This is a genomic window from Bacillus sp. FJAT-27445 (genome assembly GCF_001510665.1).
Lineage (GTDB): Bacteria > Bacillota > Bacilli > Bacillales > Cytobacillaceae > Bacillus_D.
Genome location: NZ_LMTI01000005.1, coordinates 126427 through 148714, shown reverse-complemented (window position 1 = coordinate 148714; position 22288 = coordinate 126427). Strand labels below are relative to the sequence as shown.

Annotated in this window: 19 protein-coding genes; 7 read left to right on the top strand and 12 right to left on the bottom strand. The window is 46.2% G+C overall.

Features of this window, described 5'->3' with window-relative positions:
• Nucleotides 1–88 precede the first annotated feature (88 nt).
• Nucleotides 89–709 (top strand): NAD(P)-dependent oxidoreductase, encoded by a 621-nt coding sequence (locus AR337_RS15335; RefSeq protein ID WP_059172894.1) that lies wholly within the window; start codon nt 89–91, stop codon nt 707–709.
• Nucleotides 710–783: 74 nt separating this feature from the next.
• On the opposite strand, the gene AR337_RS15330 is transcribed toward AR337_RS15335, so the two are convergent.
• The 4 genes from AR337_RS15330 to iadA form a co-directional block, all read right to left on the bottom strand.
• Nucleotides 784–2160 (bottom strand): LVIVD repeat-containing protein, encoded by a 1377-nt coding sequence (locus AR337_RS15330; protein ID WP_059172893.1) that lies wholly within the window; start codon nt 2158–2160, stop codon nt 784–786.
• A gap of 539 nt (nt 2161–2699) precedes the next feature.
• Entirely contained in the window at nt 2700–4715 is a 2016-nt protein-coding gene (locus tag AR337_RS15325) for an ABC transporter ATP-binding protein (protein WP_059172892.1), read from the bottom strand.
• A complete protein-coding gene (locus AR337_RS15320; RefSeq protein WP_059172891.1) occupies nt 4712–6469 on the bottom strand; it encodes an ABC transporter ATP-binding protein in 1758 nt (585 codons plus the stop codon). The genes AR337_RS15325 and AR337_RS15320 overlap by 4 nt, the downstream gene beginning before the upstream one ends.
• A gap of 396 nt (nt 6470–6865) precedes the next feature.
• On the bottom strand, nt 6866–8038 hold the full coding sequence (gene iadA, locus AR337_RS15315; protein ID WP_059172890.1) for a beta-aspartyl-peptidase: 1173 nt from the start codon (nt 8036–8038) through the stop codon (nt 6866–6868).
• Between the two features lie 234 nt (nt 8039–8272).
• On the opposite strand from iadA, the gene AR337_RS15310 reads away from it, so the two are divergent.
• Both AR337_RS15310 and AR337_RS23520 read left to right on the top strand, forming a co-directional pair.
• Nucleotides 8273–8596 (top strand): HPr family phosphocarrier protein, encoded by a 324-nt coding sequence (locus AR337_RS15310; RefSeq protein WP_059172889.1) that lies wholly within the window; start codon nt 8273–8275, stop codon nt 8594–8596.
• Nucleotides 8597–8704: 108 nt separating this feature from the next.
• Nucleotides 8705–8854, top strand: a complete 150-nt coding sequence (locus AR337_RS23520; RefSeq protein ID WP_172797556.1) for a hypothetical protein — start codon at nt 8705–8707, stop codon at nt 8852–8854.
• Nucleotides 8855–9215: 361 nt separating this feature from the next.
• Here the strand turns inward: AR337_RS23520 and AR337_RS15300 are convergent, their stop codons facing one another.
• Nucleotides 9216–11294 carry a transglycosylase domain-containing protein gene (locus tag AR337_RS15300; protein WP_059172887.1) on the bottom strand — a complete coding sequence of 693 codons (2079 nt, stop codon included), beginning with the start codon at nt 11292–11294 and terminating at the stop codon, nt 9216–9218.
• A 426-nt stretch (nt 11295–11720) separates the two neighbouring features.
• Nucleotides 11721–11888 (bottom strand): hypothetical protein, encoded by a 168-nt coding sequence (locus AR337_RS23230; protein WP_156424419.1) that lies wholly within the window; start codon nt 11886–11888, stop codon nt 11721–11723.
• Nucleotides 11889–12079: 191 nt separating this feature from the next.
• Here AR337_RS23230 and AR337_RS15295 point away from each other — a divergent pair, with 191 nt between their 5' ends.
• Nucleotides 12080–12589, top strand: a complete 510-nt coding sequence (locus AR337_RS15295; RefSeq protein ID WP_059172886.1) for a universal stress protein — start codon at nt 12080–12082, stop codon at nt 12587–12589.
• A 19-nt stretch (nt 12590–12608) separates the two neighbouring features.
• On the opposite strand, the gene AR337_RS15290 is transcribed toward AR337_RS15295, so the two are convergent.
• The 5 genes from AR337_RS15290 to AR337_RS15270 all read right to left on the bottom strand — a co-directional run bounded on the left by AR337_RS15290 (nt 12609) and on the right by AR337_RS15270 (nt 17275).
• Entirely contained in the window at nt 12609–13064 is a 456-nt protein-coding gene (locus tag AR337_RS15290; RefSeq protein WP_059172885.1) for a helix-turn-helix transcriptional regulator, read from the bottom strand.
• A 177-nt stretch (nt 13065–13241) separates the two neighbouring features.
• Nucleotides 13242–13391 carry a FeoB-associated Cys-rich membrane protein gene (locus tag AR337_RS15285; protein ID WP_059172884.1) on the bottom strand — a complete coding sequence of 50 codons (150 nt, stop codon included), beginning with the start codon at nt 13389–13391 and terminating at the stop codon, nt 13242–13244.
• A gap of 24 nt (nt 13392–13415) precedes the next feature.
• Nucleotides 13416–15419, bottom strand: a complete 2004-nt coding sequence (gene feoB / locus AR337_RS15280; RefSeq protein WP_059172883.1) for a ferrous iron transport protein B — start codon at nt 15417–15419, stop codon at nt 13416–13418.
• On the bottom strand, nt 15420–15644 hold the full coding sequence (locus tag AR337_RS15275; RefSeq protein WP_059172882.1) for a FeoA family protein: 225 nt from the start codon (nt 15642–15644) through the stop codon (nt 15420–15422).
• A 215-nt stretch (nt 15645–15859) separates the two neighbouring features.
• Entirely contained in the window at nt 15860–17275 is a 1416-nt protein-coding gene (locus AR337_RS15270; RefSeq protein ID WP_059172881.1) for an amino acid permease, read from the bottom strand.
• A gap of 434 nt (nt 17276–17709) precedes the next feature.
• On the opposite strand from AR337_RS15270, the gene AR337_RS15265 reads away from it, so the two are divergent.
• The 3 genes from AR337_RS15265 to alr all read left to right on the top strand — a co-directional run bounded on the left by AR337_RS15265 (nt 17710) and on the right by alr (nt 21510).
• Nucleotides 17710–18945 carry a CdaR family transcriptional regulator gene (locus AR337_RS15265; RefSeq protein WP_059172880.1) on the top strand — a complete coding sequence of 412 codons (1236 nt, stop codon included), beginning with the start codon at nt 17710–17712 and terminating at the stop codon, nt 18943–18945.
• 131 nt (nt 18946–19076) lie between these two features.
• Entirely contained in the window at nt 19077–20210 is a 1134-nt protein-coding gene (gene ald / locus AR337_RS15260; RefSeq protein ID WP_059172879.1) for an alanine dehydrogenase, read from the top strand.
• A gap of 118 nt (nt 20211–20328) precedes the next feature.
• Entirely contained in the window at nt 20329–21510 is a 1182-nt protein-coding gene (gene alr / locus AR337_RS15255) for an alanine racemase (RefSeq protein ID WP_059172878.1), read from the top strand.
• 65 nt (nt 21511–21575) lie between these two features.
• Here the strand turns inward: alr and thiT are convergent, their stop codons facing one another.
• Nucleotides 21576–22178 (bottom strand): energy-coupled thiamine transporter ThiT, encoded by a 603-nt coding sequence (gene thiT, locus AR337_RS15250; protein ID WP_059173284.1) that lies wholly within the window; start codon nt 22176–22178, stop codon nt 21576–21578.
• Nucleotides 22179–22288 lie beyond the last annotated feature (110 nt).

Genomic DNA, 22288 nt, shown 5'->3' with positions numbered 1-22288 from the left:
CCTGTTTGACATAGTTTCTTTCATTCCTAAAATACCATGAATGGCGAGTGGCAAAATCACAATCCAGTGACAGAAAGGTGAATTTTTCATGAACATATGCCTGTTTGGCGCAACCGGAAGAGTCGGCTCGGTCATCCTCGAAAACTGCCTGAATGCCGGTTACAGAGTCCATGCGCTTGTACGGGGTCCAGGAAAACTGAAGCATACCGGCCCCGGGCTCAAAATTTTCAAAGGAGATGCAACAAACCCAGACAATGTACGAACCGCAATGAAAGGCTGCGGCTCGGTAATTAGCTCGCTGAACACAGGCGGCTCTACCGTCCTTTCTGATTCCATGCCGCATATAGTTTCTGCCATGAAGGAAAACGGAATAAGACGAATCATCATGGTTAGCACAGCCGGCATCACCCAGGCCCGGACAGCGCCTGAGCTTTACCGTTTCCAATCGCCGGAGTCACGGAGGACAAGTACAAAGGATGCGGAAGAACATTTAAAGGCATGGCTTATCCTGAAGGATTCGGGCCTTGATTGGACCGCTGTCTGCCCAACGTATTTGCCAGTCGGCGAACGGCTGGGCACATACCGGGTCGGCCGCAACGTTCTTCCCGAAAACCCGGCTTCGATTTCAATTTATGACACAGGTGACTTTGCGTTCAGCCAGCTAGGGAGCGATGACTATCTCCACTGCCGGGCGGCGCTGACGTATTAATTCACTTTTCAATAATCCTCAACTCAAAAACCCGAATAACGGAAAGCTATTCGGGTTTTTACCACAGAATTGACCTATTTTATTTCACCTTTGGCTGTGGAGCCATTTTTTTGCAGAACTTTCAAACCTGAACCGATATCGGAAGCCAGAACGTAATTCCGGTCCACGAAAACTCCCCAAATATTCGATTTGCTTGGAATGTATACGCCCGTTTCAACTGGTGAAGAAGGGTCTGAAATATCAACTGTCCTTACCCCGCCTGAATAATGGGACAAATACAAAGTATTACCGTGGACTTTTGGATCGTGGACTGTTGCTCCTCCAGGAATTTTTTCGGTGAAGTCTGTCCTGAATGTGCTCAGGAGCTTTGGTTTTGATTTATCTTTAATATCATAGATCATCGTATATCCATATGCGGATTCAAAGCCATTCCTTGTCGGGCCGAATACCTCCCTGGTTTCAACAAGGACATCCCCACCCTTTGCAAGGTCCATTGAGTGTGCTGCACCCTGTACTTCATTGGCAAAATCAGTCCTGCCAAGGTAAACTGGTTGAGCCGCATTGCTTATGTCAAGAATAATGGTTCCCAAATCCCAATATGACAGGAATGCCGTTTTGCCTGTTACATCGGTTTTTACACTATGGGCAAATGCCATACGTTTGACGCCTTCTTCATCTGTCCAGTTGTAGCCATCATAGTTTTCATCGCTTACTTCGCCAATATGGTCCCGCGGATCAAACTCATAAATGGTTTTGGGCTTAGCCGGATTGGAAACATCCACAATGTTTACATCCATTTTTTCACCATGCGAGTAAAAGTCAGCATAACAATTCGCTGTCAGGACGTATACGTTTTTTCCTTGTACAGTCAAATACAATTCATGGGTTCCTCGCGAGCCGGATGAGTCTTCCCAAAAACCGAGTTCTTTAGGGTTAGCGGGATTCGTGACATCGTACAAGGCAAATCCGCCCTTTGCATTAGGGTTGTTCCGGTCTACCTTCTGAACACTAACAGCAGCCAAATCGCCTTTAAAGTTCGGAGTGTTGACCGATTTCACTATGACTTTTTCCTGCCAGGTGCCTAGGATGGAGGCAAAGTAGGAAACTTCAACTGGATTGGCAGGATTCTTCATATCAAAAACCCTTACTCCTCCACCGCCCCCATTAGCAGAATGCGTTCCCAGATAGGCATAACCCTTATAAGCATAAACATCCCCGGTTGTATTATTAACACCTTCCCGAATTTGCTTAAGTGGAACCGCAGCCACTTCCTTTAAGTTGCCAACATTCTTGCTTCCTTCAAGCAGCGGTACTGACAATTCGACACCAGCCAGATTCTCTCCTTTTTCCTCTCCACCCCCAAATTCATCATGGGCAAACACGGCCGTTCCAGTTCCGGAAAACACTAGTACTCCCACCATCGCAGCATTTAAGAAAATACCTTTTTTCATTCAGTTTCCTCCCTTAAAATAGAATGGACAAGCAGCTATGTAGGTCATGATGGACTCACACTAATAGGAGTGGCAATGAAGATGATTCAGAGGGGTAGTGTGGTTTCATTTATTATAGTGAATATTCAGTCTTTTAAAAATCGACTATCCTTCCTGTTTTTTTTACAATTATTAGTAGTGGAACAGTAATTCTAATTCACTATATTTATTGGGAAATAGCTAGATTATTACTATAAAGCCCTTTCTAACTAAATAGTCCTTTAGACTGCATTCTCTATTCCATTATTCGATAGGTTTAATATATTACGTTGACCACCCCCCGAACAAAATGCGCAAGCGCCTTGGTCAGCCCCGACCAGATTAAGACGGGGCCCGCAGGACGGGCCTGCCCTCCGGAGGGAACCGGCTTAAGACCTCGAGGGGCTAGGCGCTGGAGCTGGATTACAACAACTTATTTAGGGTTATACACAATGTTGGATTTTAAAATTTCCTAGACGAACAAAAAAGCCCGCCATCACGCCATGGCGGGCTTGCAACTATTATACGGCCAGATTCCCTTTCCCAAACTGGAGCTGGTACATCTGGTAATAGCGGCCTTTTTGTTCCATCAATTCATCATGATTTCCTTTTTCGACGATTTCACCTTTATCCAGAACAAGGATCTGGTCGGCATTGCGAATGGTCGACAGCCTGTGGGCGATGATGAACGTGGTCCGCCCTTTCTTCAGCACCTCCATCGCTTCCTGGATGACGGCTTCCGTCTCACTGTCGATGCTGGACGTCGCTTCGTCAAGGATCAGGATGGCTGGGTCGAACGCGAGCGCCCTGGCAAACGAAATCAATTGGCGCTGGCCGCTAGAGAAAGTCGCGCCTTTTTCGGTGACCGGCTCGTCATAGCTTTTTTCAAGATGCTTGAAGATTTCCTCCGCACCGACATCGCGAAGCGCTTTTTCAACCCGTTCCCTTGAAATTGAAGGATCACCGAGGCTGACGTTCGAAGCGATTGTGCCTGTGAACAGGTACGGATCCTGCAGCACAATGCCCATATTGCGGCGGAGCGCATTCCGGGTAATCGTTTTGACATCAACTCCGTCAATCGTGATGGCACCCTTTTGACAGTCATAAAACCGGAAGAGCAGGTTCATGATCGAGCTTTTTCCAGAGCCGGTGTGGCCGACAAGCGCGACCGTTTCTCCTGGACGCGCCTCGAAGTCGATGTTTTTCAGAACCCACTCGTTTTCCTTGTAGGCAAAAGACACATTGTCAAAACGGACATTCCCTTTGTAATCCGGAAGGTTGGCTCCATTGTCCTCCTCTTCGGATTCATCCAGCAGCGTGAACACCCGCTCGCCTGCGACCAGTGCCTGCTCAAGGTTCGCAAGCTGGTTGACAACGCCGACAATGGGTTCGAACAGGCGGTTGATGTAATCAACGAACGCATACAGCATACCTAGTGATATAACCGCCTCAGCGTTCAGCGCTTCCCCGCCAAAGTACCAGATGAACATGACGAAAACGAGGTTCCGAAGGACATTGACGAGGTTATGGGAAGTCAGGGAATTAAGGTTCAGGAGTTTGTTTTGGTTCCTGAAATGGTCCGTGTTCAATTTTTCAAAATCGGCATCGGTTTCTTTTTCCCTGCCGAATGCCTGGATGATGTTCATCCCCTGGATGGATTCATTTACCGTCGCATTAATTTCACTGTTGCGTGACCTGATGATATGGTTGTATTTCGATGCGAACTTCCGGTAAACAAGGATCCATGCATACAGGATTGGCAGAAGCAGCAGGCAGACCGCTGCAAGCTTCGGACTCAGGATGAACAGGGCGATATAAATGCCCCCAATATATATCGCGCTTGTAAAGAAAGTCGACAGGACGGTAACATATAGCTCCCTTACCGCCTCGGTGTCGTTCGTGATCCTCGCAACCACTTTTCCGGCCGGCAAATTATCGAAGAAGCGGACAGGCAGCTTCTGAATATGCGCGAAAACGTCCTCCCGCATTTTTTGGATAATTCGGTTGGCGGATTTTTGCAGCGTGAACCTCTGCCAGTATTGGAAAAATGCTGACACGAGCAGTAGGCCGAAATACATTGCCAACAGGCGGAAGATGTGCGGCAGTTCAGGCGCCGAAAACTTCATTACGTCTTTTGCAGACAGGAGTGTTGACTGATAGCTTTCAATCCGGCCGTCTTTTTCAATTTTCAGGACCCCGTTTTGGTAGCTCCGTTTTCCGTCCGCCTTAACCGGCTGGCCCACAAGGACAAACTTCGAGCCTGCCTGGAGAATTTGGACAGGCTTCCCTTTTTCCTCACCTTTGTTAAAATAAACATCCCTTTTATAATAGCTGCCGTCAAACTCGACAGCTTCACTTCCTTTAGAGGTTTCGTACCAGGTGGATTCAATGCCGAGAATATGGACATCAATGATCCGTTTGGCGATAAACGGCCCGGCAAGGTCCGCCGCCGCGGAAATGGTGAGCATCGCCAGGGCCGCAAAAATGATCATTTTAAATTGAAGCGCGTATTTGTATAATCTTTTTCCCGTTGTCATAGGGATACTCCCTCCTCCGCAGCCGTTTCGGCAAGCTGGCGTTCGTATTGCTCCTTGTACCAGCCGCCGTTTTCCATCAATTGTTCGTGTGTACCTTCTTCAATGATTCGCCCGTTATCAAGCACGATGATCCGGTCGGCATGCTGCACGGCGGACATCCTGTGGGTTGTGATGACATTTGTTTTTCCGGCGCGGTCCCTCCGGATATTTTCAATGATTTGCTGCTCCGTTTTCGCATCAACCGCGGAAAGCGAATCATCGAGGATTAGGATTTCGGGATTCTTGATCATCGCGCGGGCAATCGAAATCCTTTGCTTCTGCCCGCCGGACAGGGAAACGCCCTTCTCGCCGACAAGCGTTTCAAGCCCCTCCGGAAGATTAGCCATGTCTTTGCGGAAATCTGCCGAGTCGATTGCCTGCTGAAGCTCAGTTTCACTTGCCTCCCGGTTACCAAACAAAATGTTCTCGCGGATTGTCCTTGAAAACAGCACATGGTCCTGTGGAACATAACCAATCCAGCCGCGGACTTCCTCAAGTGGCTGATTCTCTATCGGCACATCCGCAATTGCAAGCCTGCCTTCCCCTGTCGGATACTCACGCAAAAGCTGTTTAATGAACGTTGTTTTCCCGCTGCCGGTTTTTCCGACAATCCCAAGCGTCTCCCCCCGGTTCAGGCGGGCATTTATATTGGTAAGATTATCCTGGCTTGAGCTTGGGTAACGGAATGTTACATCCTCATAGTGGATACTGTCAGGCGATTCAGCGCTAACCGTCTCTTCCTTGTCTTTAACATCCTCCTTATAAACGAGGATCTCCTGCACGCGATCCAGTGACGCGTTGCCGCGCTGCATGATGTTGATCAACTCACCGACGGCAAACATCGGCCAAATCAGCATCCCGAGGTAAACGTTGAACGAAACAAGATTACCTAAAGTTATCTGCTGGCTGAAAACAAGCTTCGCACCGTAGCCAAGGCCAATCATATAGCTGACCCCGACAAGAATTTTAATCGTGGGATTAAAGAGCGAGTCGATTCTCGCAACAGCAATATTTTTTTCAAAAAGACTTTCTGTCAGGCCGTGGAATGTCTCCCGCTCTTCTTTCTCTTGGACATATGCGCGGATGACGCGTATTCCCGCTATGGATTCAAGCACCCGGTCATTCAGCTCTCCGAACGCATTTTGCGCCTTCATAAAGCTTCCGTGAATCTTCTTTCCGTACGCATTCATTAGCACTGCCATGATTGGAAGAGGAATGATGGATACGAGCGTCAATTTCCAACTGATTGAAAATCCCATTGTTAAAAGGATTGTTAACATCCAGACAGTCGAATCGACAAGCGTAAGGATTCCAAACCCAGCGGTCATGGATATCGCCTTAATGTCATTTGTAGCCCTTGCCATTAGATCCCCTGTCCGGTTCTTTTCGTAAAAAGGCGGTGCCATTCTAAGGAGATGGCGCATGAAATTGCTTCTGAGTTTCCTCTCGACAAGGAACGCGCCGCCAAAAAGCTTATAATGCCAAATATACGTGATTGAATACGAAAGAACCGTTACCAACAACAGGATCCCAACGTAGCGAAGAATGATTTCCTTCACCATCGTCCCTGTCTGGATGTCATCAATCGCCATCCCGATCAGTTTTGGCGGCAGGATATCGATTAGCCCCACGATGACCAGCAGAATAATTGAAACCGTATATCTTTTCCAATTTTCTTTAAAAAACCAACTTAATTTTTTCAAAACAGAAAACATGTAAAACCAACTCCTCTTTGTTAACCGTGCCCTTGCCGTATCAATGATTTTTTCCGAAAACACCAAAAAGGACATACCGCAGCATTGCGATATGTCCCTGAACATTCATTTACTTTGGGAGACAAACCATGTTGCGTTCAATAGGAACGCAGCCATGCCTGCCTGAATAGCTTTGCCTCGCGCTTTATAAACGGGCGGCAAAGGGCGGAAACAGGGGCAGGGTGCAATTCCATCCATATTCAGCTGTATTATGGTTATCCACAAATCTGAGCATGTCGCGCCCCTCCTTTTCCTTTACCTTTTCCTTTTTTATACTTTGCTAGGTTAACACTGGGACTTGCTGTTTGTCAATTTTAATTTCCAAAATAGGTTTTATTTTCTGAAAAGAAGTTATTTTTAAGAAAACGTGCCCTTAACGATGGCGTTCCCATCCTGGACCATCATTCTTCCCATCGCAAAAACATCTTTAATCGCGAGGGATTCTTTATCAAGCATGACTATGTCGGCATCCTTTCCTTCCGTGACCATGCCTTTACTGGAAAGCTTAAGGATTGCCGCTGGATTTTGCGTGATGACCCTGAGCGCAATTTCCATAGGAATCCCTTCCTGGACGATGGCATCCCTGACTTCATCATAGAGAGTTGAAACCTTGCCGATTTTCAGGCCAAGCAGCTCGCCAAATTCATCGAAATCCGGGAGGCTGCCCTGGGCGTCGGATGTGAACGTAATCTGGGAGATATCGATTTGCTGGTCAAGCATCCTTCTCAAGCCTATCGAAGGTTTGACTTCTCCTTCTTCAAAAAACTTTGGAATTGAGCTGGTTGTAAAATCGATATATCCGCCCTTTTTCGCGAACCGGATGCCCTCTTCGAATAGGTGGTGGTTTCGGTTAATATGGGTTGGATAAAACTGCCTGATTGGAATATCCGTCTTCTCGACCACTTCTTCTATTATCTTGAGATGGTTATAGCTGTCGCCGACATGGACATTCACGATGCCGCATTTCCCTGATAATAGTCCGCCAATCCTGGCCGCTGACGCAATTTTCGCCATTTCTTCGGCTGTTGGCTGCGAGGAACGGTGGTCAGCAATCGCCACTTCCCCTGCCCCAATAATTTTATCGATCAGGATGATGTCATCTTCTATTTTTCCGGTTAAAGTCTTTAAAGGAACCTGGTATGAGCCGGTATGGACATAGCAGGTAATGCCTTCTTCCTCAAGCGCTCGCGCCTTGGCTATCAAATTTGTCATCGTCCTTGTTGTTCCATCGGTTCCGAGGACACCTACGATTGTCGTTACACCGGCAAGAGTCGCATCAGTCAGCTGCAACTCCGGAGTGCGGGTGCGGTAGCTTCCCTCGCCCCCCCCGCCAGTAATATGTACATGCGCGTCAATAAAACCTGGTACAATGTATTTCCCTTCCGCATCGACTACCTTAACAGGCGCGAAATTTTCAGGAACATCGATTTTATCCCCAATGCAGCCAATCCTCCTGTCAATGATAAGAAGGTCTTTTTTACCAAGGTAATGTGGGGAGTAAATTTCCCCGTTTTTAATGAGGGTTAGCAATTTATTTCTCTCCTCTCTAGAACGATTTCGCAATAGCTCTCCCGCCCATGCAGAAGAGGGTGACTCCGCTTTCCTTACTATACCTAAAAGATACCCGGCGTTGCAATCAGCTAAAACCGCACTTTGGGAGATAGGTCCTATCCTGGAAAAAGGGGGAAGGTTTCAGTAAACAGCAGGCTGGGTAAATAAGTATCACAACGTACTTATAGGACAAAAGGCAAAGGAGAATAAACGATGAAAGAAATCATGTCAGCAAATGTTATTATCCTCAATAGATTCATGATGAAGAAGATGATGGATATTTTCCAGGCTGCAAAACAATTTAACGGTTCTACTTATCTATATTGCAGGAACCGTGCGGTCGATGCAGCGAATCTTCCAAAACTCGTTTCTTTTCTGCTTATGATTGAACCGGGTACAGCTTTGAAAATCATTGCGGAAGGCGAAAATGTCCAAGAACACTTGGATGGCATTCAAAAAATCTGCACGTCCGAATTCTCTATTTTGCAAAAGAGCAAAAAACGTTTCCTCAACACAAGTGAAACGTTCCAAATCTAGGAGGGTGCCTCATGATTCGGACAATTCTTACACTAATTGGGGCAATCGTTGTTATTTATTTACTCATTAACTGGCTGGGCTGACCCCAGGGGAAACGAGGTGTATAGAATGGAAGAAAAGCGTAATGTCGAAGTGAGGAAAGAGGAACATTCCGACAGCTCCCGTGTGGGAAGCACCTTCATCAAGTATGCAGCATACCTTATCATCTTTTTCGGAGTCCTCTGGTTTTTGATCAACTATATACTGCCGAAATTTTAAAAACAGGGCGCGGGCCCTGTTTTTTATTTTGGGGTGCGGCTGAATGTTACTGGGCTTCGGACTCATATCTTCTAGAATACCAGTTACCGGTCAGAAGTGGGGGCTTCTTCTGACTCATTTCCTCTAAATTGCTAGTTTTCTTGTCAGAAGCGGAGGCTACTTCTGACTCGTTTCCTCTAAAAAGCTAGTTTCCTGTCAGAAGCGCAGGCTACTTCTGACTCGTTTCCTCTAAAAAGCCAGCTTTCTGTCAGATGCGGAGGCTAATTCTGATGGCTCTCCAACTCTTATATACTTTTCTTCTTCAAACTTACAAACACTTTTTCCTCAGCACAACAAAGAAGACGGGTTCCCCCGCCTTCCATCAATCCTTATCCTTCTTTCCTTTATCCTTTTTATCTTTTCCTTTACCTTTTTCTTTGTTCTTCTTTTTCTTTTCCCACTTTTCGCGCTCTTTTTTTACTCGTTCTTCCCATTTTTTTGCGCCTTCGTTTAGCTCGTTCCAAAGTTTATTCTGCTTCCGATCCTCTTCGGCGCGCTTCCTTTGTTCAATCAATTCACCAATGTGCTGGACGTTGAAGCTTGTCGGTTTTGTCCCTTCAAGCGCGCCAGACATAAATCTGCGGAAAATAACGGCCGCTCCTTCACTGCTCGTGGTCGTCAGATAGTGATCCTTATCAGTCTTGTCATAGCCTACCCAGACTGCTCCTACCAAATCAGGAGTATACCCCACAAACCATTGGTCCTTAACGCCATTGATCCCAGGGATGTCAACCTGGGTCGACCCTGTTTTTCCGGCAACTTCCCGGCCCTCGATCCTGGCGCCTTTTCCCGTACCATGCTCCACAACCCCAAGCAGCATTGTATTCATCTTGTCAGCGACTTCAGGCGTTGTAACCCTTGTCTTCTCTTCCTTCCGTTTTGCGACTACTTTCCCCGAGGCATCCACAATCCGGACAATTGTATGGGCATCGACCCTTTCACCCCGATTGGCAAAAACGGAAAATGCCTCAGCCATATTTTTCGGGGAAACTCCGCTATGAAGGCCACCCAGAGCTATCGCGAGGTTGCGGTCCTCCTTATCAAGCGGGAGCCCGAATTTCTTAACCGCTTCAAGGCCTTTTTCAATCCCAATTTCATTCAAGAGCCAAACAGCTGGAACGTTCTTCGAATCTTTGACCGCCTCATACATAGGCACCTCTCCGGCAAATTGTCCGTTGTAATTATTCGGTTCATAATCGCCGAACTTCATTTTTTCATCCTTGACCATATCAGTAATCTTCCAGCCTTCTTCAAGTGCCGGCGTGTAAGGGATTATCGGTTTGATTACGGAGCCAGGCTGCCTCTTCAGCTGGGTTGCGCGATTATAGCCCCGGAATACATGCTTGCCGCGGCCGCCAACCAAAGCCCTGATTCCCCCTGTTTTTGCATCGACCAGTACGGCGCCGCTTTGAACAAGCTGCTCCTTTCCGCCCGGGAAAAGAGAATCGTCTTTGTAGGTCGACTCAACTGAGCCTTGCATCTTAGGATCCAATTCCGTGTAAATCTTATAGCCGCCCGTTAATAGTTCGTCCTGGGTAAATCCATAAGCCTTAATAGCTTCCTCAAGTACCGCGTCAACATAATACGGATGTTTGCCGTTAAATGGGTCGGCACTTTTATCTACGAGTGTTACCTTTTCCTCTTTTGCCTTCCCGGCCTGGTCCTTTGTTATAAAACCGTGCTCCGCCATCATCCAGAGCACGACATTTCTCCGCTCAAGCGCTTTTTCCAAATGCTTGTATGGGTTCAGGGCAGATGGAGCCTTAATCAGCCCGGCAAGCATCGCGGATTCCCCCAACGTCAAATCCTTTACTTCCTTGCCGAAATATTTCTTTGCTGCGCGGTTGATTCCCCAAGCCCCGTCACCGAAATAAATCGTATTCAAGTACATTTGGAGAATTTCATCCTTTGAGTACTCTTTTTCGATTTCCCTGGCAAGGAATGCTTCCTTTATCTTCCTGCTGTATGTTTTTTCAGAATCAAGGATTGCATTCTTTGTCAGCTGCTGGGTAATCGTACTTCCGCCTTCAACGACCCCGCCAGCCATAAGGTTCCGGAAAAAAGCCCTGGAGATGCCGATTATATCTACTCCGTTATGCTTGTAAAAACGATGGTCTTCTATCGCAACTACCGCGTTTTTCATATGCTCCGGTACATCGCGGATAAGCGTACCTTCACTCTTATTGGCAGTAACCTTACTGGCCACCTTTTCATGGACATCATAAATGACCGTGGCCTGATTTAATTCATTTTTTAACGCGGAAATATCAGCGCCTTTTGAAAAAACGTGAAAGGAACCCAATAATCCCAAGACAACTGTCGACAGTGTCAGAATGATTATCTGGTTCATGTGCCACTTTTTCCAATTTTCGTATAGTCCGCTGAATAATAGCCTTCTCATAGTGTCCTCCTGCATGAAAACCTCTTGGTTGTTTGCTTTAATTTTGTTGTTCTCATGTATTATACCAAACTCATTCTTAGTATCTTTTACCCAAGCCCTGAATACTCTACACCCCGAAGCCAAGGTAATTTAACGGCACTCGCTTCACCTTTTAGAACAAAATGCGTAAGCGCCTTGGTCAGCCCCGACCAGATTAAGACGGGACCCGCAGGACATTGATTGGCATCCCTGAATCCGCCCACGCACGAAGGAAATGCGAGCATTTCCGAGGACGGGCCTGCCCTCCGGAGGGAACCGGCTTAAGACCTCGAGGGGCTAGGCGCTGGAGCTGGATTACTATAACATATTTCGAGTTATCAACAGTGTTCGATTTTGAAATTTCCTAGACGACAAAAAAACAAAAAGCATCCGATTTCTCGTCTGCTTTTACCTCAAAAATCTTGCTTTCGGCTCTTCTTCCTGTTTTTGGGCGTTGATTTCTTTATAAAGGGACTGCATATACATATACACAATTTGTTTAACCTTATCATCCGCTTCTATGATATCTAAATGTTGTAGGCATTTCCTAATGATGGGATGCACTTGTGTGCCCATCATAAATCACCTCATTCCCCTTTTGCTAAAAGATTCGAAGAAGAATTTCGCTTTTTGGGGGTGAAAAATGGGAAAATCATGTAAATCACCAGAAGTTTTCGGAAGGAGTAAGCGGAAGAAGTTTAGGGTAAAGAAATAGACGGAAGTTTCTGAATATATTTGAAGTCAAAAATATAAAGGAGGAATTCTTTATGGCTTTCCAGTTGCGGAACATTATTTTGGCATATGACGGAAGTGAGGGCAGCGATAAGGCTCTTGACCTGGCGGCAGCCATAATACAAGGAAATCCCGATTCCCATTTGACGGTCGTAAACGTATATGATGAAAAAATTGAAACGAGAAGAGTAGATATTTCCGGGGATTCGCGGCTAGCCCTTCATGGCTATCTGATCGAAGGGATGCCAGCTCCCCCTTCAACACTAGGATACAGTCAGTCTGAGGCATCAACCCAGACAATTATAAGCAATAGTGTGGACCAGGTTTTTTTTGAAGCCAAAAGAAGGTTAGGCTTGGTTAATGCAAATTATCAGGTGCTCGAAGGAAATCCAGCCGATAGTATTTGTGCATATGCCGAGGAGGTAAACGCAGATATAATTATTATCGGAAGTTCTGGAAAAGGCGGAATTACAGGATTTTTCATTGGAAACATCACGGAAAAAGTATCCAAACTGGCTCCTTGCAATGTTTTGATTGCTAAATAAATAAGCCGGCCGTCCCGGCTTATTTACCTTCTGCCAGCTCGCTGAAACGATGCCTGGCAGTTTCCTCGTCAAAGGAGCTGAATATCCGATAATGCTCATCATCAAGGATGCGAAGATGTTTGCTTAAAATATTTTGCTGCAATATAAAACCGTTTTTCCTAACTAGTTCACGCCACCAAATTTTTCCGCCAAAAGTCTTTCCGCGGCGATAATCAATTCCTTCTCTGGCGACAGTCTCGAGCACTTCAAGGGGCTCATTTCCAAACAGGAATTGAACAGTCTCTGTTTCACGGAACAGGGCACACACGGCAACGACCGTTGACCAGCCTGCCATGACCCTTCCCTTTTCGATTTGGACTAATGTTTTTTTGGAAACTCCGATGATATCAGCCATTTTGTCCTGGGTATATCCCGCCTCTGTACGGATAAGGCGAAGTTTTTCGGAAACCATTTCGATTATGTCATCCCTTGTCACAAAAAAACCTTCCTTCATCGTTCTTAAGTGTAATTTTACACAATAATATTCAAAATTAAAAGCCACCACCTGCTATATTGAAAAAAATAAAAACTACTGTCGCAAAACAGCAGTCTTTAAATGGACACTTTATCAACTACCATGAAGCTGAAGCGGGTCAGTAAAAACCGTCAAAATTTATTTTCCGGCAGGCCCGCAGCCTCCTTCACAGGATTCCTGGATTGCACAAGCCGCACACTTTCCTTTCTTCGAACGGTTTATGAACCGGACCAGTGCCCAACCGGCGTATCCAAAAATGGCTCCTCCAAGCAGAACGTTTATAATCATTGATGATCCTCTCCTTCCTCCAAATTAGGCAAAGCCGAGCAATTTTCCTCCCTGGTAGATTACCAGGCATAAAAGGTATGCGATAGACAGAGCGTACCCGATGGAAAAAGCCGTCCATTTCTTCGATCTGGTTTCTTTGTAGATTGTCGCTACCGTTGCGAGGCATGGGATGTAGAGCAAAATAAAGGCCATGAAGCTGTAAGCTGAAAGGGGTGTAAAATAGCCTGCCATAAGTCCCTGGAGCTGTGATTCGGTTGGTGCGAAATAAATGATATTCATCGTTGAGACGATTGCTTCTTTTGCTAAAAAGCCTGTTAAGAGGGAAGCGCCTGCCTGCCAGGTCCCAAAGCCAATCGGATCTAAAAGTGGAGCAAGGATTCCGCCTATCGCTGCCAGGAAGCTGTGGTCCATTTCAACATTGAACCCGCCTGGCCCGGCATAGGAAAGCAGCCAAACAAAAACCGAACCCGCAAAAATGAATGTACCGGCTTTTTTAATAAAGCCTTTTCCCTTATCCCACGTACTTCTCCACAATGCCTGGAATTGCGGAAGACGATAAGGGGGGAGTTCAATAACAAAGAGAGAAGTTTCCGCTTTAAGAAGAGTCTTTGAGAACAACTTTGCTAATATAAGCGTAATTAAAATACCCAGGACATAAAGGCTTAACACGATTCCCGCCCCATTTTTCACGAAAAAGGCCCCGACAAACAAGGCATAGACAGGCAGCCTTGCGGAACATGACATTAACGGAGTCAAGAGAACGGTGAGCAGTCTTTCACGAGGCGTTTCTATTGTCCTGGCAGCCATAATGCCGGGTACATTGCAGCCAAAGCCAATCATCATTGGGATGAACGCCTTCCCATTCAGGCCGACAGATTCCATGATTCTGTCCATGACGAGTGCCACACGGGCCATATAGCCCGAATCCTCAAGCAAGGAAATGAAGAAAAATAGAATAAAGATCTGTGGTACGAATACTAGAACACCGCCTACGCCCGCAATCAATCCCTGGCTGACCAGGGCGTGAAGGAACATCGATGCCCCTGCAGCAGTCAGTACACCATCAGCCGCACCAGCAAGCGGACCATTAATAAATCCATCAAGAAAGTCTGATAGCGGAGATCCCAGCCAGTCAAATGTGAGCATGAACATCAGGTACATGAGCAAAAGGAAAATCGGCATGCCAAGGAACCTATTGGTAACGATGGCATCAATCCGTTCGGTAAGCGGAACTACCGCACCTTTTTTCCTGACTGTTTCAGCCGCTATTCTTGAAATAGCCTGTTTTCTCTTTTCATAGATGATATGGGCAAGAGATGCCTTCCCGCCTTTGGAAGCCAACTCTCGTTCAAGTTTGCCAACAATCTCGTGAAGGAAGGCTCTGTCCACAATTTTTTGCAGGTAATCGGCAACATATATATTTCCTTCAAAAAGCTGGAGGGCGAGCCATCTTGGAGAATGGGCAGTTTTCCCCTCCACCAAGGCAGCTATTGCCACAATGGCTTCTTCAATTTCGTGTCCATAATACACAAGGTTCTTTTTTGGAGGGAGTGAGCTTTCAGCAGCTGTCATTGCCTGAAGCTTCTCACAGCCTTTTCCGCTCCTGGCGACAACTGGGACAACAGGGATGCCAAGGAGGCCGGATAGTTTCTCTGAGTCAATTTGGATTCCCCTGCTGCTAGCAACATCAATCATATTTAGGCCAATCAGGATTGGCTTGCCGAATTCAATTAGCTGGATTGTTAAATGGAGATTCCGTTCAATTTGTGAAGCATCAAGAATATTGAGCATACGGTCGACTGGGCCATCAAGAAAGAAATTTGTTACAACCCCTTCATCCTTCGATAGAGGATTGAGAGTATAAATGCCCGGCAAATCGATTAGGCGGTCCCTCTTGTTCCGGAAAACACCGACCTTCTTTTCAACCGTTACACCACTCCAGTTGCCGACGTATTCATAGGATCCAGTCAGATTATTAAATAGCGATGTTTTCCCGGTATTGGGATTGCCAATCAACGCAATTTCCATTTATACCCTCTCCAGTTCGATACATTTCGCTTCCTTGCGCCTTATTCCAATACATTGCCCGCAGGATTCAATCATGATGGGCCCTCCGAAAGGCAAAATACACTTGATGCACACTTCGCTTCCTTCGGTAATTCCAAGATCGAGCAACCTTCTTCTTACAAGTCTGTCAACCAGCGAAATATCTTTTATCGTCGCTTTTTCCCCTGTTTTTAAATGTGCCAGCATGCTTTATCACCCTAACGAGTTTAAATGAGAATGATTCTCTTTCTTATACTTTTATTTTATCATCCCAAATAGTGGATAACGCCATATTGTTTGTGAATATTGTGTTAAACATGTTTCGGAATTGGCCTTTGAGAGCTAGCTTTAACTACAATAAAATACAACGAAAAACCGCTGGGCTTTTTACCCAGCGGCCACATCTATTAAATCTCTAAAGCCTATCCAACTCGTTCGTCCGAATAACTTCCCTTATTTGTTGTTTCATGGAGATTACGCTTGTGGAAGCCCTTCATGTAATAGACCACGGTCAAAAATGCAAGCCAGAGCGGCCCGACGATGACAGCAATCCTTGTATCCGCGCTGTACGCCATAATTCCCACCACAAATGCTAGGAATGCCAAGGCAATATAGGAGCTGTATGGAAACAATGGAACCTTATACTTAAGCCGAGCTGTATCCTTCTCGCCAAGGCTTTTTCGGTATTTTATTTGCGAAAGAAGAATGACTCCCCAAGTCCAGATTGCACCAAATGTCGCTACACTTGTTACGATTAAGAAAACCTTTTCCGGAACCAAATAGTTTAGGGCCACGCCGACAAGCAGAACCGATGCCGATGCGATGATGGCCAAGCCCGGGACGCCGTTCTTAGTAACATTGCTGAATTTCTTCGGTGCTTCACCATGGCCAGCCAGATTGAAAAGCATTCTTGCTGTACTGAAAATCCCGCTATTGCAGGAGGACAGTGCGGCTGTCATGACCACAAAGTTAATAATGCCAGCTGCTGCCGGAATCCCAATTTGTTCAAAGGTCAGTACAAATGGGCTTCCTTTTGTTCCAATTTCAGTCCACGGATAGATGGACATAATGACAAACAATGCACCCACATAAAAAATCAGGATACGCCAGAACACAGTATCAATCGCGCGTGCCAGGGATTTTTCAGGGTTCTTGACTTCCCCGGCCGTTACCCCAATCATTTCAATTCCCAGATACGCGAACAAAACCATTTGGAGTGAAAGAAGAACTCCCTTTAGCCCATTCGGGAAAATACCCCCGTTTTCCCAAAGATTGCTGATGCCTGTCGCGATGCCGCCGTTGCCAAAACCAAAAACGATCATTCCGATTCCAACGATAATCATGGCAACGATGGTCACAATTTTTATCAGAGCGAACCAAAACTCCAATTCCCCATACGCTTTAACCGCCAGGAAGTTTATTGACGCCATGATGACCAGTGCGGCAAGCGCCCAAATCCATGCCTCTGTATTCGGAAACCAGTATTTCATGTAGATTCCGACCGCAGTTATTTCCGCCATACAGGTGACAACCCATAAAAACCAATAATTCCAGCCTGTTATGTATCCGGCAAGCGGTCCAAGGTAATCCCGCGCATATTGGCTGAATGACCCTGCAACCGGCTTTTGAATCGCCATTTCCCCAAGCGCCCTCATTATGAAAAACATCATCAGCCCAGCAAAAGCATACCCAAACAGTATTCCCGGCCCAGCCATCTTAATTGCTGTTGCCGACCCAAGAAATAGCCCTACCCCTATTGCCGCACCCAGTGACATAAGCGTAATATGCCTTTGTTCTAGCCCCCGGTGCAAAGATTTCCCTTCCGCTGTCTTACTCATCTGCCTTCCCCCCGTTTATAACCAGCTTGTCGCCGGAGTTTGCAACTCTCTCCTTTACCCAGGAAAGAGCATTCTAATCCAGATTCCTGTCTCCCTTAGTTTCTCCCTTTTTCCCTATTCAACCAATCGTTAGAAAATAGACGCAATTGCGGGCTTTGCCCCGATGCAATAACCATGGCGTTTTTGCTATAATTTCTACTATACAGCCAATTCCCCAATCAGCTGTACAAGCAATTGCTATAAACCTATTTTTTTCGTTCTCCCTTCCCACAAGTTGACAGCGCTTTCAAAAATATTGAATATTTCTTGGAAAGATTGTAACATGTCCAAAAAAGAGAGTTATTGTGGAAAAACAAAAAAATTCTCTAGCCCATTTGTCGATTTCACCAATCGTCCTTTTTAGACAGATTATTTGTTCCATGGAGGTGTCCGGAATGCCCAACATTGTAAAGGACTTGTTTAAAACAACCTTTGATAGCCTGGAGGAATTTGCCGAAACCATCAGTTCCGCGCTTCAGTGCCCGATAACGATTGAAGATGCCAACCATCGGCTGCTTGCCTACAGCAGCCATGATGACCGGACGGACCCCGCGCGAATCTCTACAATTATTGGCAGGCGTGTGCCTGAAAAAGTTGTGAATCAGCTTTGGAAGGATGGAACCATTCCTTCCCTTCTGAAAAGCACTGACCCTGTCCGTGTAAAATGCAATAATGAAATTGGCCTGGGGAACAGGGTTGCGATTTCGATCCGGAACCAGGAAGAAGTACTTGGGTTCATTTGGGCGCTTGAAGTGGACAGGATTCTCGAAGACAAGGATTTTCTCCTTTTAAAGAGTGCGGCAGAGTCCGCCAAGAGCAAGCTCCTCCAACTCCAAATCCGAAAAAACCGGAAAGAGGACCGAAAGCAGGAATTATTCTGGAAGCTGCTAACCGGCCATTTGAATGACAACCTGGAAATCACTGATAATTTCGAACAGCTAAAGATTAACCCTGCTCCGGCATTTGTCATTGCCGCGTTTGACTTTGCAAAAAACATTTCAATCCAGGAGGAAAAGCGGATATCCTACTTGCTTTACACATACCAGGAAATCAAGCCTATGCTTCACACCATCGACTGCAATCATTTAATCCTGCTCATCGGGATTCAGGACGAAACTGGGAACTCGTGCAAGGTGGACCGCTTCTACGGTTCCTTTGCGGGAAAATTGGCCAGCCATCTTAGCAGCCCTATCGCCGTCCGCCCGGCATTCAGCAGCGTCTTTTCTGATTACTGCCAGTCCGCCCGGGCATATCAGGAAGCACTTGCCGTTTTGTCAATCAAGGATAAATTCCCAGAGGAAACCGGGAAAATCCATAGCTATTCGAAACTGGGCATCTATCAGCTGATGGATATTGTCCTAGAGAAACGTAAGGATAGCCGTTATGAAAACCATTCAATTTCCCAGCTCGCGGTATATGACAAAAAGAACAATACCAATCTTGTCGAAACGCTTGAAGTGTTCCTTACGAAGGACGGAAATGTAAATGATGCCTCCCGCACGCTGAACGTCCATGCCAACACATTAAACTACAGACTCAAGCGGATATCTGAAATTGGAGAAATCAATTTCAGGGATCCAAATCAGAAAATGCTTCTTTATCTGGACCTTAAGCTTACAAAATTCGAATAGCCGCCCTTTTGTGGAATTCCACAAAAGGGTGGTTTTCCTTTTTCCATTCTTTACAATGAAATAATAGTTAAATCCCTTTATACTAATCCCAAACCAATTCGTATGGTTATGACAAAGGGGAGGTAACAGCAATGATTATTGGTGTTCCAAAGGAAATTAAAAACAATGAAAATCGGGTGGCGCTAACACCTGCAGGTGTCGTTTCATTCGTTGGTTCAGGACATAAGGTACTTGTTGAAAAAGGAGCAGGCCAAGGCAGCGGATTTACCGATGAGGCATATATTGGTGCCGGTGCCGAAATAATTGAAAGCGCTTCCGATGTTTGGGGCGGGGCAGATATGATCATGAAGGTAAAAGAGCCGCTCGAAAGCGAGTATAGCTATTTTAGGCCGGGGCTTATCCTGTTTACCTACCTCCATCTCGCCGCCGAGCCTTCACTGGCAAAGGCTCTGACTGAAAAAGAAGTTATCGCGATTGCATATGAAACGGTAGAAGTAAACCGGACACTCCCTCTTCTTACACCTATGAGTGAAGTTGCAGGAAGAATGGCCACTCAAATTGGCGCGCAATTTTTACAAAAAACAAATGGCGGGCTTGGCATCCTCCTGTCTGGCGTACCCGGCGTGAACCGCGGCAAGGTGACAATTATTGGCGGTGGGATCGTTGGTACCAACGCGGCTAAAATGGCGATTGGGCTTGGCGCTGATGTAACCATCATCGACTTGAATGCGGACCGCCTCCGCCAGCTGGATGACATTTTCGGCGCGCAAATTAAAACACTGATGTCAAATCCATTCAATATTGCCGAAGCGGTTGCTGAAGCAGACCTACTCATCGGAGCTGTTCTCATTCCTGGTGCAAAAGCTCCAAAACTTGTAACAGAAGAAATGGTTAAGAGGATGAAACCAGGCTCCGTCATAGTGGATGTCGCCATCGACCAGGGCGGCGTTGTCGAAACAATCGACCATGTAACGACACATGACAAGCCGGTTTATGAAAAGCACGGGGTAGTTCATTATTCAGTTGCAAATATGCCTGGCGCGGTCCCTAGGACTTCAACAATCGCCCTGACAAACGTAACCGTTCCTTATGCCCTGCAAATTGCCAACAAAGGGGTCATAAAAGCAATTTCGGACAATGCGCATTTAAAGCTTGGCGTCAATACAGCAAATGGAGAGGTTACGTATGAAGCGGTAGCCCGTGATCTTGGATATGTGTATGTTCCAGTTGAAACAGCGCTTGAAAAGGAATTTGCTTTAATATAATCAAATTGAACAGCCCCTCTGGATGAAAGAGGGGCTGTTTTTTAAAAAAATTCTGAAGGCGGCCTTACTAAGAATTCATAAAAAAGGGCAATACGTTCAAATAAGGGGGATTATTTGGGTGGGTTTCACTAGCTTCAGAGACACTTGGGCGGAGGTTTCACTGGATCATATCAAAAGCAACCTTGGGCAATTTCAACAATTTATCGAAAAAAAGGTTAAGTTAATGGCGGTTGTAAAAGCGGATGGGTACGGCCACGGGGCTGTTCGAATTGCACAGACTGCCATTTCCGCGGGAGCTGATTACCTGGCGGTTGCGATATTGGACGAGGCATTGGAATTAAGGAAAGCTGGCATCGGGCACCCAATCCTTGTGCTTGGTTATACTCCGGAAAGATCCATCCGGGCAGCCATTCAACACAGGATAGCCCTAACGGTTTTCAGCGAAGAAATGCTTATGCAAATCATATCTCAATCGCGCAGCCTGAATAAAACGGCTGCCATCCATTTGAAAATTGACACCGGCATGTCAAGGCTTGGGTTAACTTCCACCAAGGAAGCGGTTGAGGTCGCCATTAAGGCGAATGCTGCAAAAGAAGTAAAACTTGAAGGGGTTTTCACCCATTTCGCGAATGCGGATAATTCCTGCTCTCCCTATACATTGCTTCAGTTTGCGAAGTTTCGGGACGTACTGGAGAGTATAGAAAGTGCCGGGATTTCAATACCACTCCGGCATTGCTGCAATAGTGCCGCCACGATGAATTTCCCGGAAATGCATCTCGATATGGTTCGTATAGGAATTGCCATGTACGGGCTTTATCCGGACTCTTCCTTAAAAGATCATCCAATCAGGCTTCAACCGGCAATGTCGTTTAAAACGAAGATATCCGCAGTAAAAAAAGTTTCTCCTTACCAGCCTGCCAGCTATGGCTGCACATGGGAAATGCCGCATGAAACAATGCTCGCCACCTTGCCAGTCGGGTATGCCGATGGCTTTTCAAGGCTGCTATCCAACCGGGGGAGAGTCCTGATAAAAGGCCATTTTGCTCCTATTGCCGGCCGAATCTGCATGGATCAGACAATAATCGATGTTACAGGTGTTGGCCACTGCAAAATCGGCGACACAGTGACACTATTCGGCCAGGATGGGATTGGTTTTCAATCGGCAGAAGAGCTTTCCGACCTGATAGGATCAATACCTTATGAAGTTGTTTGCTCAATAGGCAAGCGCGTTCCAAGGGAATATATGGAGTCTTCCGTAATGAATCATGATTGTGGGCCCGCCATTCCGGAGCATGCTTGAAGCACGCTGATCACTTGCAATGGCATTAAATAGAGAAAAAAGGAAGGGGCATGCCCTTCCTTTTTTTACATATTACTATTAAGCGATTTTCCCGGTCCTGCAACAAGCCGTGGTGAAGCCCCAAAAACCAAGGCCACTAGAATTGCACTGAGTATTGCGTTCGGGAGCATATAAGTGCCATTATATAAAAATGAAAAAAGTGCTGCTGGAGTTCCTTCAGGCGCGGAATCACCAAAGAACACAATTCCTCCGATAAAGTGTGCTAGAAACCTTAGAGCGCTGCCGAGTACGACGCCCAGGCTCATATAGGAAAGCCATTTTGTTTTCTTGCCATCAGCCTTTGAATTTCTTACAGCATTTGCAAAAATCCCCGCGGTTCCTACAACAGTAAAGGCAACAAGATAATCAAGCGCGCCCTGGACCGGATGGATGATATACGCCTGGCCAAGAACGATTTGCAGAAGGCCAAGCAGGAATCCAGTAAGCAAGCCTCCTTTTAAACCCCAGCGGTAAGCCATCAAGAAGATTGGGACCATGGCAATTGAAACTGAACCGCCCTGCGGCCAAATTTTAAAAGAAAAGAAGCTGGCTGCAAGGTCGAGTAAAAAGGCAAGCGCTGAAAATACAGCAACCTCTACTAAAAATAATGTCTTCTGTTTTTGTTCCATAAACGTTTCCCCCTTTGTCCGGGATGAAATATGAATCATCCCATAATTTTGGGTATCCGTTTGAAACCTTCCTTTTCGATATGGGTGTGCCAGTGAAGGCTTTTTGGCCA